The organism is Streptomyces sp. NPDC031265, from assembly GCF_055570295.1.
The window spans coordinates 12,885-26,986 of sequence record NZ_JBVIHM010000007.1 but is presented as its reverse complement, the minus strand read 5'-3'; the positions used below and the strand labels follow the sequence as shown (position 1 = coordinate 26,986).

Sequence of the window (14,102 nt, the reverse complement as noted above, 5' to 3'; positions counted from 1 at the left end):
CCGGGCCCGGGCGGGTCCGGCACCGGGGCATCAGCTGAAGTTGTTGAGCAGGTGGACGCGGTCGAAGGTCCAGCTGGTGGCGGTGGACCAGCCCGGCAGGGGGTTGTTGAACCCGCTGCCGGTCGAGAGCCAGGTCAGCATCTTCACGGTGCCGTTGTCGAAGCCGTACATTGCGCCGATGTCGTCGCGCCCGTCTCCGTCGTAGTCACCCGCGACGATCTTCATGTTGGGGTAGTAGTAGCCGCCTGCCGGGGCCTGCCAGCCGATCTTGGGGTTGTCGAACTTCCCGTCCGTGGTGGCGTTGCTGACGAAGGTGTGCAGCGCGTCTCCGCCGTCGGCCTGGTCGTACCAGGCAGCGATGTCGTCCTTTCCGTCGCCGTTGAAGTCGCCGGCCACGATGTGGGTGCGGGCGAACTGGAAGTTGGTTGCCTGCCAGGAAGCTGTGCGGTCGTTGAAGCCGCCGTCCTCGCGGGCGAGGAAGCTGTGCATCTGCACGTGCCCGTCGCTGTACCCGTAGAGCACCCCGAGGTCGGAGCGTCCGTCACCGTCGAAGTCACCGGACGTGAACTGCATGTTGCGTACGTCGTAGTTGCCCGCGGGCGCAGAGTACGACGCCAGAGGAGCGTTGAAGCCGCCCCGGATGTCCGCGGTGAAGGTGAACAGCCGGTCGCTGCCGTCTCCGTAGGCGTACCAGACCGCGAGATCGTCGCGTCCATCGCCGTTGAAGTCTCCCGAGCGCATCGTCATGTTCCCGAACGCCCAGTGTCCGGCCGGAGCGCCCCAGGACGCCGTCGGCTGGCCGAAGCCGCCACCTTCTTGTCCGAGTGCCGTGTAGAGCTTGACGCTTCCGTCGTTGTAGCCGTACAGGGCCGCCATGTCGGCACGCCCGTCGCCGTTGTAGTCGCCGGTGGTGAACTTCATGTTGCCCGCGAACCAGTCGCCGCTGATGGCCGAAGCCTTGGGGGCGGCGGTGAAGCTGCCGTCCGAGCTCGACAGGAACGTGTGCATCCCGTCATGGCCGTCGCCGAAGTCGTACCAGTCCGCCAGATCGTCGCGGCCGTCGCCGTCGTAGTCGTGCTGCAGCGCGGTACCGCTGGACCACTGGGCCTGGCCGACGGAGTTGTACACGACCAGATTTCCTCGGTCCTGCAGGAGCGCGTATCCGTTGGCGGTTCCGGAGGACGCCGACCAGCCGAGTGTGCCGTCGGCCTTGTGGATGGCGAGCGTGCCGTCGCTCTGCATGACGGCCGTGGCGCCGGCTCCGCCGGAGGGCGACGACCACAGGGCCTTGCCGGCATTGGAGGTGATGCTGAGGGTGCCGGTGGTGAAGGTCAGCTTGGCGGAACGGGACTTGAAGGTCTGCCCTTCGGTGATCACCGTCCCGGAGGGAATGCGGATGCCACCGGTGCTGCCGTCGATGGTGAAGTTGCTGCCGAAGCTGGAGACGGTACGACCGGAGAGCTTGCCGGCCCAGCCGACCATGGTGTTGTCGGCCTGGCGCGCCCACAGGTCGGGCACCGGGTTGCTCTTGTCGTCCTTGTCGCCCGTGAGGTCGCCGATGGAGCTCAGGATGGGGTAGCGGGCTGTGGTGTAGCCGGAGCCGATCTTCGCCGAGTGCTGGGGGTCGAGGCTGCCCCACTTGGACAGGTCGAGCTTCTCGTCGCCGGGCTGCGAGTCCGCCGTGGGCTGACCGAAGGAAACGAACAGGTCGCCGGTGGCGATCTCCCGCAGCCACAGGTCGGGCAGTCCATCGCCGTTGGTGTCGCCCGGTGCGATCACCGTGTACTTGTCCCAGTCGGTACCGCCGACGGCGACCGGGCCACCCTTGCGGGACAGGTCGAGGTTGGTGTCACCGCGGTAGAGGTAGAGCAGCTTGCCTTCCTTGACGAGGAGCTCGGTCACCCTGTCGCGGTTGAGATCGCCTGCGGCCACGATCTGGTCGGCGTCCTTCCAGTGATCGTCGGCGGTGTAGCACTCCAGCGTCTCGTCGACCTCGGGGCAGGCGACCGAGAGCTCGCGGCCGAGCGCGGCTTCGCCGAGTCCGCTCTGCTCCAGCATGCCGTCTCCGTCGTTGGCGTACGTCCACAGTCGCTTCCGCTTCTGGGCCGGGTCGTACTCAAGCGATACGAGGTCGGTGGCGCTGTTCTGCCGCCATCCGCCCCGGTAGGTGATCTCGGTGTTGCTGAACGACTTACCGCCGCTGGCAGCAGCGGAGAACTGGCCATTTCCCTGTCCCGTGTGGGTGAGCAGGGTGCCGTTGGAGTCGACACTCCAGAGGTCGTTGTTACCGTCGCCGTTCAGGTCACCCGGCAGGTCTCGTTCGCCACGGCTGTTGGCGTAGTAGAGGTAGCTGGCTGGGTTGGACCGGTTTCCGGCGGCGTCAACGCTGTATGCGTACACGAAGTGCGGCCCCTCACCCGGGGGCCGGATCGGTGCGGACACCACCCCCGCCTGGCAGGCGCCCGCAGTGGCCTTCTGCGGGGACGGATTCGTGTCGGTCCACCACCAGATGGAGTCGACGTCCTTCACCGTGTTGGGGTCGAAGGTGAAGCAGCCCAGGTCCTTGGCCTTGCCCGTGTGGGCACGGTCCCAGCCAGCCGTGCCGTTCGGGAACTCTGCGGACTTGATGAGCGGCGGGTACGTGGGCCGGTCGCGGTCCACGGAGAACGTGCAGGTCGGGCTCGGCTTGGACTCCGCCTGCTGGTTGTCGGCAGCCGTGACGTTCCAGGTGTAGCTGCCGGTGGGCAGATCGGCGTCCGCGACCGGCAGGGTTGCGACCGACCAGTTGGCCGCGTCGACGGTCTTCTGCAGGAAGGGCTGGCTCTCTCCGGCCCTGGTCACCGAGAAGTGGGCGTGGAGGGGGCCGGCGTCGTCCTGTCGCACCCTGGCGTACAGGCTGATGTGGGTGTTGCCCACGGAACTTCCGGCTTGGCAGCTGGTGTACGGGAAAGTGCCCAGCCCGTCCGGCCGCTCCGGTACCCGGTTGAACTTGGTTTCCAGGACGGCCGTCTTGGGGTCGAACTTCTTCCAGCTGAAGGTGTTTTCTTCCGGCTGGTCGCCCTTCTCGTCCTCGGCTGTCGCGCTCAGCCCGAGGGTGATGCTGGCCTTGCCCTGGTCGGCGACCGTCTTCATCTTCGGGGTCACGTCGAACTCGAGGTTGCCCGCCGGGCAGGAGGAGCTGCTCCAGCCCTTGGACTCGTCAACGGTCTTCAGCGGTGTGCTGCCGACCCGTCCGGGCTGGTTGTTCCAGTTGGTCTTGCGGGAGATGGGGCCGGTCTCCCACAGCTGCACGGGACGGGCCTGGCAGGACCACGACCACACGTTCTTGATCCGGAACGTGGACTGGACGACCTTGGCGCCCTTGAGTTTGGCGGTGTCCATCTGGAAGAACGAGCGGGATACGCCGTCGGTCTCGTGCTCGAACCCGACGCGCGCCACGTCCTTGGCGTCGTAGTAGGAGTTGGTGGGCCACTTCTTGTAGACGCGGGTCCAGTGCTGGCGCTCGCTGTAGCTCGACCCGCTCCACAGCGGGTCGATGTAGACCGGGTACTTGGTGTCGGAAGCCCCGAGGAGCGTCTGGTCCGGGACGATGCTGAGCGTGCTGCTGCTCAGGCTCGAGGGCATCAGGGAGCTCTTGGCGCCGGCCGGCTGGTCAAAGCCCGAGCCGGTCGCCGACGCGGGGGCGGTGAGGCCTGTCTTGACCTGGCCGCCGTCGCTGCTGAGGGTGGTGGAGTCCCACATCACCGGAGGCGGGCTGGAGAACACCGCCTGGCCGGCCGGGTCGACGGCGGAGATGACACCCGTGTCGGCGTCCTTGGACACTGCCAGGCCCGCGGCCTGCAGGGAGTACTTGACTGTCTCCAGTTCGGGGTTCTTGGCCGCCTCTGCGGTCTTGACCACCAGAAGTTGCGAGAAGCCGTCGACCTCGGCCTTCAGCTGCATGTCGACGTCGGGCAGCACGTTCGCGTAGGTCGCGACGTTCTCCGCCAGCGTGGGCTTGGGGAGCGTGCGGGGCCAACCGAGCGTCAGGGTGCGGCCGTCGCGTATGCCCTTGAGCAGCAGCCCGTCGCCGCCGCCGGAGAACACCACACTCACCGTCGAGGCCTTCGGCACCACGCTGCCGTCAGCGGCGAAGACCAGGGTGGGATCGGCGGCGACCCAGGCGCCGTCGCGGAAGACGCGGATCGGTGAGCCGTAGCGCTTGACGGAGAACGAGCCGTCCGGGTTCGCCCACTCATCCGAGGACTCGGTCCGCGCTGAGACCACCTCGGCAGGCTGACCCGACGCCTGAGCCGCAGCCAGAGCTCGCTCCTCCTCCGGCAGCCCGCTGTCGGCCGGGGCGTCGGTTGCGGCTGCGGACACGCTTCCTTGCGGCGCGGCGCTTGCGGGTGCCGAAGCCAGGAAGCCGGTCACGCCGACAGCGCCGCCCACCCCCATGGCCAGTATGCGTCTGAGTCGCCGTCGGGAGACGTACCCCCGGCGTGTAATCGACATCGTGCGACCTTTCGCGTGTAGACAGAAAATAAGCAGCAGCTTATATCGCGCGAATTGGAAGCAGAGAGCCGGGTATCGGCGCTGTTTCATTTCAGAGGAACGGCAAAAGGCGAGTAAATCTTACACGTGTAAAGGTGAGGTAAATGTGGGCAAATATGACACTCTCCAGCCCTAGACGCGCGACTGACCTGCATGGTTGTACTGACAGTGACTTGAAGTTTGCCCTCTGAATTAGTAGTCACGCACCCTCGTGTTGCATCTGGGTATTTACGGCCAGCGGCATGGTGGAAATCAAGCCAACGGCTCCCCTTGCTATCGTTCGGCCGTAATTTTTTGAACCATTCAAGGGGTGGAAGCGTGGCCAGATTTGGCATGCGCGGGCTCACGGTCGCCTTGGCCGTAGCCACAATGACGGGAGCGTTGCCGACCATGTCGGTCGCAGCGGCGGATCCCGGGCCGAAACTACCGGGGCTGGTCCAGCCCAAGGCTGTTCCCGTGACGAAGGTCGCCGCCGGGGGCAAGCAGCGTCGTGACGACGCCGCCCTGCACCGCTGGAGGGGAACACCGCGCGTCACCTGGCCCGCGGCGGGATCCGCCGACATCGACCTCACGGGCACGGGAGCGCGGCGTGCGCCAGCGGCCGCTGCTCGAGGGGCCGCCAAGCTCCCCGTGACGGTGTCGCCAGCAAGCTCGAAGACACGCGAGGGCAGCCGCCCGGCGAAGGTGAAGGTCTCGGTCGCCGACCGTACCAAGGCGCGCCAGGTCGGCGTCGAGGGCGTCCTGCTGTCGGTGGGCCGCACGGACGGCGCCACGACCGGCGGTCCGGCCGAAGTCAGCGTGGACTACTCCTCGTTCGGTTCCGCCTACGGCGGCGACTGGTCCAGCCGCCTGCGCCTGGTCCAGATGCCTGCCTGTGCGCTGAGCACGCCGGACAAGGTCGAGTGCCGGACCCAGACGCCTCTGGGCACGCGTAATGACGCAAAGTCGAAAACACTGACCGCCACGGTGGAGATCGGCCCGCAGAGCGGCACTACCGCTTCCGTACGCCCTGGTGTCAGGAGCGCGCTGGTCGGCGGTGCGACCGTGCTGGCGGCGACGGCAGGCTCCGAAGGAGCGGGCGGCGACTACAAGGCCACCTCGCTTCAGCCCTCTGGTTCGTGGACTGCGGGGGGCTCCAGCGGCGCCTTTACCTGGAACTACCCCCTCGGCACTCCTGCTGTGCCCGGCGGGCTGCAGCCCAAGCTGAGCCTGGATTACTCCTCGCAGACCGCCGACGGCCGCACCTCGTCCACCAATAGCCAAGCTGATTGGGCGGGTGACGGCTGGTCGCTGCAGCCCGGTTTCATCGAGCGCCGCTACAAGCCCTGTGACGACGACAAGGACGGCGCCACCAACAGCACTAAGGTCGGCGATCTGTGCTGGCAGTCCAACGACAACGCCACCCTCTCTCTGGGCGGTAAGAGCACGGAGCTGGTCTACCAGGCGGGCAAGGGCTGGCACCCGGCCTCCGACTCCGGCGAGAAGGTCGAAAAGCTCACCGAGTCCGACTACGCGACGGCCAACGGGGACAACAACGGGGAGCACTGGAAGGTCACCGCGACTGACGGGACCCAGTACTTCTTCGGCCTCAACCGGCTGCCGGGCTGGCGCGACGACAACCCCGCCACCACCGACAAGGACCCCGACCCGGTCACGAACTCGACACTGACGGTGCCGGTCTTCGGCAACCAGTCGGGCGAGCCCTGCTATGACTCCTCCTTCGGCTCCGCCTCCTGCGACCAGGGCTGGCGCTGGAACCTGGACTACGTCGTCGATGCGCACGGCAACGCGATGGCGTACTACTGGAACAAGGAGACCAACAACTACGCCCGCAACATGTCGCTGACCACGGGCACGGGCACCCCGGCCAAGTACAACCCGTCCGGCTACCTCGACCACATCGACTACGGACTGCGCTCGAACGCCGTCTACACCGGCAAGGCCATGGGCCAGGTCGCCTTCGGCGTTGACGACCGATGCCTGCAGGACTGCACCTTCGACGCAGCCCACGCCGCGAACTGGCCTGACGTTCCGCTCGACCAGTTCTGCAAGGACGGTGACGACTGCAAGGGCAAGAGTTCCCCCACGTTCTGGTCCCGCAAGCGCCTGACCACCGTCATCACCAGGGTGCTGACCGGCGGAGCGTACAAGAACGTCGACTCCTGGAAGCTTGACCAGGACTTCCCCGACGGCGCGGGCGACGGCATCCACCGCCCGATGTGGCTCAAGTCCATCACCCGCACCGGCCTGGCGGGCGGCACCGCCCAGCTGCCGCCGGTGATGTTCAAGGGCCAGGGCCTGTCCAACCGGGTCGACAAGACCGGCGACGGCCTCGCCCCGTTCTTCCGCATGCGGCTGAGCCAGATCACCACCGAGACGGGCGGCACCATCGGCGTCACCTACGCCGAGGAACCCGACTGCAGCCCGACGAACCTGCCGCCGACGGACGGCTCGAACACCTCCCGCTGCTACTCGGTGAAGTGGCCGTACGAGGGCGAGAAGGCCAAGCGCGACTGGTTCGTCACCTACCCCGTCACCCAGGTCCTCCAGGGCGACAACCTCGCCGAGACCCCCGACGTCGAAACCGACTACACCTACCTCGGCGGCGTGGCCTGGACGAAGAGCACGGACGAGTTCACCAAGGCCGAGGACCGCACCTACTCCATCAACCGCGGCTACGGGAAGGTCCAGACACGGACCGGAACCCCCAACGAGACCCGGACGCTGACCGAGACGCGCTACTTCCGCGGCGTCGACGGCGCGGAAGCCGAAGACTCGGCCGGCGCTAAGGTAACCGACCGCGAGCAGTTCGCCGGAATGGCCCGGGAGAAGGCGACCTACAACGGGAACGACACCAAGAAGCTCGTCTCCGCGACCTCGTACACGCCCTGGCTCTCGGCCGTGACCGCAACGCGCACCCGCACGGGTCTGCCGGACCTGGAGGCGTACCACACCGGCACGGAGTCGGAGCGCACCCGCACCCCCGTGAGCGGTGACCGCGAGCGCACTACCAAGATCACCCGTAGCTTCGACGAGTACGGCATGGTCTCCAACGTCTCCGATCTCGGCGACGAGGACGTGAACCGGGACGAGACCTGCACCACCACCAGCTACACCCGCAACACCAGCAAGTGGATGCTGGACAAGGTGGCCCGGGTCGTCGTCGCCAGCGTGCCGTGCACCCTCGGCGCGCAGTTCCCGGGCAACATGATCAGCGACACCCGCACCTTCTACGACGGCGCCAGCTCGCTGACCGCCGCGCCGACCAAGGGTGAGGTCACCAAGACCCAGAAGCTCAAGGGGAACGCCACCGGCACCGAGGACTCCGACTGGGACACCGTCTCCAGCACTCCCTCCACGTGCGGCAGCGACAGCAAGCAACTCTGCTATGACCAGTACGGCCGCGCCCTGGCCACCACGGATGCCTACGGCAAGACCACCACGACCGCCTACCTTCCCGCCGACGGGGAGCCCACCACCAAGACATCGGTGACCAACACGCGCGGCCAGGCGGTCGTCACCACGTTCGACCCGCTGCGCGGGCTGCCGACCACCGTCACGGACGCCAACAACGGTGTCACCAGCACGGCCTACGATCCGCTGGGTCGCAAAACAGGTGTCTGGCTGCCCACGCACACCCAGGCCGCCTTCGCGCAGTACCCGAACTACAAGTACGACTACCTGGTCCGCAACGACGGCCCGATCATCGTCACCACCGGCAAGCTCAACAGCCACTCCACCTACACCACCAGCTACGACTTCTACGACGGACTCCTGCGCCCGCGTCAGACTCAGACCATCGCGCCGGACGACTCCGGACGCGTGGTGAGCGAGACGTTCTACAACAGCCGCGGTGAAGCCTGGTGGTCCTCGGGCACCTACTGGGCCGAGGGCAAGGCTGAACCGGTCCTGGTGACTGGCAAGACCACCACCTACCCCAACTCGACGGAGACCGAGTTCGACGGGGCCGGCCGCCCCACCGCCGTCATCTCCAAGCACCTCGGTGACGAGACCAAGCGCACCACCACCAGCTACACCGGTGACACGACCACCGTCACCCCGCCCCAGGGCGGCACCACGACCAAGACGGTCGTGGATGCGCGCGGCCGCAAGACGGCCGTGTACAACAATGGCGACCCCAAGCCGGCCGTCAGCTACGCCTACAACAGCCTGGGCCAGCTCGCCGAGGCGCAGGACGCAGTCGGTGCCAAGTGGACGTACGCCTACGACCTACGGGGCCGCCAGATCCGTGCGGACGACCCGGACAAGGGCACTTCCACTACCACGTATGACCAAGGCGACCGGGTCACGGACGTCAAGGACGCCCGGGGTATCACCCTGCACACCGACTACGACGACCTGGGACGACGCACCAAGCTCACCCAGGGCACCACGGTCCTGTCGGAGTGGACGTACGACGGCGCGGTCAACGGCAAGGGCAAGCCCTACACCGCCACGCGTTATGTCGACGGCAAGCCGTACACGAACACCAACCTGTCCTACACGCTCAACGGTGACCCGGTCGGCATCCAGGCCACCATCCCCGACAGCCAGGGCGCGTTGGCCGGCACCTACAAGTGGACCACCGCCTACGACGCGGTGACCCGCCTGCCGCAGTGGACCCAGCAGCCCGCCATCGGCGGCCTGCCACTAGAGAAGCTGTACTACGGCATCACAGGCAGCACCGACCTGCCCGACACCCTCTACGCGGGCAGCGACCCGATCGTCTCCCACACGCTGTACGACCACTACGGCCGCACCCAGCGCGAGGAATACGGGGCGCTCGGCAAGAAGGTCTACGCCTCCTACACGTACGACGACCACACCAGCGCGCTCACGAGCGTGACCACCGACCGTGACCTGGGCCCCGCCCGGATCGACGACACCCGCTACACCTACGACCCGGCAGGCAACATCACGTCCATCACCACCGGCTCCGGCCAGGACACCGCCCGCACCGTCGACACGCAGTGCTTCGTCACGGACAACCTGCGCCGCATCACGCAGGCGTGGACGGCCACCGACCAGTGCAAGACGACGCCGACCGATGCGTCCTCGGCCACAGTCGGCGGGCCGGACGCCTACTGGACGTCGTACACCTACGACGCGGTCGGCAACCGCACCACCGAAACCCAGCACAAGACCACGAGCGGCCCGGCAGCCGACGCCGTACGCACCTACACGGCCCCGGCCGCAAGCAAGCACGCCCTGCCACAGGTCACCGAGACGGGCCCCACAGCCCACACCGAGACATATGGCTACGACCAAGCGGGCAACACCACCAGCCGCAAAACCGGCACCACAGCTGACCAGACACTGACCTGGGACACCGAGGGCCACCTCGCCACCGTCACCCAGAGCAGCGCCACCACCAACTACCTCTACGACGCCGACGGCAACCGCCTCACCCGCACCGACTCCACCGGCACCACCCTCTACCTACCTGGCGGCAACGAACTCGTACTGAAGTCGGGCACAGTCACCGGCACCCGCTACTACAGCTACAGCGGCAAGACCGCCGCGGTCCGCACCGCAGGCAAGCTCACCTTCCTGCTACCCGACCCGCACGGCACCACCACCAGCCAGGTCGACGTCACCACCCAGGCGATAACGCGCCGCAGGACCACGATCTTCGGCGCCCCGCGGGGCACGGCACCCACGACGTGGACCGGCGACAAGGGCTTCGTCGGCGGCACCAAGGACCTCGACACCGGCCTCACCCACCTCGGCGCCCGCGAATACGACCCGAAGACGGGCCGCTTCATCAGCGTTGACCCCCTCCTCGAAACCGGAAAACCGCAATCCATGGCGGGGTATACCTACGCCGAAAACAACCCGGTGGCAGCGTCGGATCCCACCGGGTTCGCATCGATCAGCTGCGAAATGGGTAAGGACTGCACTTCCGACGAAATCGCGAGCGAAGAGACCAGCACACCGCCCCAGAGCCCACCCAGTTCCGGGTCTTCGTCCTCGGGGTCTTCGGCCGGAGGGGGAGCGGTTGCGAAGACAACATGCAACTCGCAATGCATGGCTCAATTCTACTTCCGGCAGTGGCAGCTGCAGAATCTGCGGCAGCAGCGTGCTGATGCGATCCGAATGGGATTCGGTTCAAATTCTCTAACTGGGGTACCGGTCAAGATTTCGGACGATTGTGACGAGAAGTGCCGAGCAATTCTACTCGAACTGCAGATCCAGTCACTAAGTGGGCCTGCATCGGCGCCCGGCGGGCATGGAGAGTCCGCTTGGGGAAAGGCTAAGTCTCTATTGGGTAAGGGGGTGGGAAAAATCAGTAAGGGCGTAGACAAGCTGACCCCGTTCTCGAATACCGCTGGCGTTTGTGTCAGCTTCGGCGCAAGTGTCGGATTTGGGTATGAGGTGTCAGGCTGCTTCATTCGAACCAATCGACCGGACGGGAAGACGGATTATGGATTGAGCGGGACGATTGAGGAGCAGTCAGGAGGCGGAGCAGGAACATCTATGGGGGCAGGCCTCATGTTCAGTAATGCCGACGACTTCAATCAGGTTCGCGGTATGTCTTCAGGGTTTGGCGCTTCGGCGGGGCTTGGTCTTGGGGTGAGCGTCAGCCAGCGGGGAACCTACGCCACGCGAAACAGTGACGGTGATACCGTCCAAAGTATTTACACCGGGTTCGGCCCGACGGCGGGTGTGGAAGGAAACTTCGGATCCGGCAAGACGGGTATCACCAGACTCTTCACCTGGTGATATGCTAGCCGTGTAGCCGGACTGCGGCACTTTCGGTATGCGGTCCGGCTGCCGGTTGCTTTCTCCGCCGTAAAAGCCTCGAATTCAACTCGCTTTGGAGGTTCACCGTTAACGCGCTATGGGGTCTCGCGGTTGGCGTAATCGGTCTTATCGTTGCATGTGACTACCGAAATTCGGCGATACGTGTCTACGATCTCATTTCAAGATTCACTCCAGGGGGGGCACCTGACCCAAGATTCTTCACCCCCAATACCGTCAGATTCGTTTGGGGGGTTCTGGGGATTACAGGTGCGACGGTCTTCACTTTCCACGTCGTCGAAGCTTTGTCGGGCTGAAGCCGGTTACCTCGATTCGAGCCGCTTGCCATAAATGCAAAAATAGGCGCCCGCCCTACTGATGTCAGCCTCTACGAGGCGTGAATGGCGCCTCGGTCGCCGAGGCAGCCAGCCGAACAATGGGTTCGGTGTGGCCGGTGGTCATGAGCAGCTCCTTCAGGAGGACGCGGCAAAGGGGGCGCCGTGCCCGCTGAACTGCGTGCACACGGCTTTGGGTGGTGAGGTCGTCAGTTCTGGACGGGATGTCGATGATCACCAGCCGTGCGTCGGTGCTCACCTGCGTCAGACTGAGCCTTTTTCAACCTGACCGCGATGCCGGGCTGTTGGGGGTCAACGGGCTGTACGTAACGACGAAGCTCCTGGTAGACGGGTTCTCGACGAAGATCATCCGTGTCCGCCAGGAGCTTCTCGTGCTTGTCTACCCGTCCTCGATTGATCTGTCCAGCAGCACCCTGCGGTACCTGACCGCGCAGCTCGCAGTTCGGCAACGGGAGATCGGTACGCGGTGGCGACGACTGCCCGCCGGCCGTCAGGCCCTGCTCGCCTTGGCCCACCTGCGGTGCGGAGACACCTATGCCCAGCTTGCCGCCGGGTTCGGAATCGGCATCGCGACTGTCTACCGGTACATACGCGAGGCCATCGAAGTCCTGGCCGCTCTCGCACCGACCCTGGCCGAGTCGATGGAGACCGCCCGGACGAAGGCATTCGTGATCCTGGACGGCACCCTGCTGCCGATCGACCGGATTGCCGCTGACACCCCGTACTACTCGGGCAAACACAAACGGCACGGCATGAACGTGCAGGTCCTCACCGACCCGTTCGGCCGACTGCTCTGGGCGTCCCCGGCCCTGCCCGGCTCCACCCACGACCTGACGGCCGCACGAACCCACGGGATCGTCGACGCGCTCGCCGCCGCGGGACTGAAATGCTGGGCGGACAAGGCGTACCAAGGCGCCGGCCGACACATCCGAGTCCCCTTCCGTGGCCGCCGGCTCAAGCGATGGAAGCGACGACACAACAGCAGCCACGCCAAGATCCGGTGCCTCGGCGAGCAGGCCATGGCCGTCCTGAAAGGCTGGCGCCTACTGCGGAAGCTCCGCTGCAGCCCCAACCGGATCACCAACATCGTGAAGGCTGTCCTCATCCTTCACCACGCCTCAACCTGAGGTTGGAAAAGGCTCAGTGTCTGTCTGATCAAGTCGCCTTCGCGTCAGCACCGTGTACTGCCAGGGCTGCCTCAGCGGCTGGCCACGCTGGCCGATCCGCGCCGCCGACGCGGGACGCGTCACCCGTTCGTGAGTGTGCTGCTGATCGCCGGTTCGGCCGTGCTGGCCGGCGCCCGCTCGTTCGCGGCCATCGGCCAGTGGGCGAAGTCTGCCCCGCAGGAGGCCCTGGCCCGGCTCGGCGCTCGCACCACGGCCGCCTTCAATCTCCGTGTCGCGCCGAGCGCGGCGACCATCCGCCGAGTCCTGAACGCCGTCTGCCCCGGCGGGCTCGCGGACCTGCTCGGTGCCGACCCGACCGGAACGGACACCCTGGCCGTCGACAGCAAGAGCGCCCGCGGCTCGCGCACCGCCACCGGCCCCGCCGCACACCTGCTGGCCGCGATGACCGGCACCGGCCTGGCCGTCACCCAGCTGCGGGTGCCGGACAAGACCAACGAGATCGCCTGCTTTGCCGCCCTGCTGGAACCGTTCGACCTGACCGGCGTGACGGTGACCGCCGACGCGCTGCATACCCAACGCGACCACGCACGCTTCCTGGTGGAGGAGAAGAGAGCCCACTACCTCATGGTGGTCAAGGCCAACCAGCCCGGACTGCTGCGTCAGTTGAGGTTGCTGCCGTGGAAACTCGCCACCGCACGGCGCTACGACCGCGAGACGGGGCACGGCCGCAAGGAAACGAGAGCGACCAGGGCCCTGACCGTCACCGAACTGGGGCTGGACTTTCCGCACGCGGTCCAGGCCGCGAGGATTCTGCGCCACCGCACCGACCTGCGCTCGGGCAAGGTCACACGGCAGACGATCTACGCACTCACCGACCTCACAGCCCGCCAGGCATCCCCACAGCGCCTCGGACAGCTGGCTCGCTCCCAGTGGGTGATCGAGAATCGGCTCCACTTCGTCCGCGACACCGCCTTCGCCGAGGACGCCTCGAAGATTCGCACGGGACAGGGGCCACAGAACATGGCCACCTTCCGCAGCTTCGCGATCAACCAACTACGAGCAGCAGGTCATACCAACATCGTCGCCGGTATCCGCGAGATGTCTTACGAGCCCTTCCACCGCCCGCTGGACCTCCTCGGCCTGGCCTGATCAGCAACGATCCAAGATCGTCAGACCTTGCAACAGCCCTGGGCCACCGGGAAAGACTTACATATCGAACGCGTGAGCGGGAAGGCGTTGGTGGACGTTGTCCGGATCCCGCTCGGGAGGCTGTCACTCCGCAAAGTGAACGACGTTTTCCCGCAGAGCCCCGTGCTGCGCTAGCGTCCCTGTCGCGCCCAAGCGC

Annotated in this window: 4 protein-coding genes; 3 read left to right on the top strand and 1 reads right to left on the bottom strand. The window is 66.2% G+C overall.

Annotated features, from left to right (window positions below):
- Nucleotides 1–30 precede the first annotated feature (30 nt).
- Nucleotides 31–4,362, bottom strand: coding sequence for an FG-GAP-like repeat-containing protein (locus ACZ499_RS13235; protein WP_468674590.1), 4,332 nt, complete (start codon nucleotides 4,360–4,362; stop codon nucleotides 31–33).
- Nucleotides 4,363–4,989: 627 nt separating this feature from the next.
- Here ACZ499_RS13235 and ACZ499_RS13230 point away from each other — a divergent pair.
- From ACZ499_RS13230 to ACZ499_RS13220, 3 genes are all read left to right on the top strand, one after another.
- Nucleotides 4,990–11,256, top strand: a complete 6,267-nt coding sequence (locus ACZ499_RS13230) for an RHS repeat domain-containing protein (RefSeq protein ID WP_468674588.1) — start codon at nucleotides 4,990–4,992, stop codon at nucleotides 11,254–11,256.
- A gap of 745 nt (nucleotides 11,257–12,001) precedes the next feature.
- Complete coding sequence (locus ACZ499_RS13225; RefSeq protein WP_468675009.1) at nucleotides 12,002–12,757, top strand: transposase family protein; 756 nt, start codon at nucleotides 12,002–12,004, stop codon at nucleotides 12,755–12,757.
- Nucleotides 12,758–12,781: 24 nt separating this feature from the next.
- On the top strand, nucleotides 12,782–13,906 hold the full coding sequence (locus ACZ499_RS13220) for an ISAs1 family transposase (protein ID WP_468675005.1): 1,125 nt from the start codon (nucleotides 12,782–12,784) through the stop codon (nucleotides 13,904–13,906).
- Nucleotides 13,907–14,102: the final 196 nt, after the last annotated feature.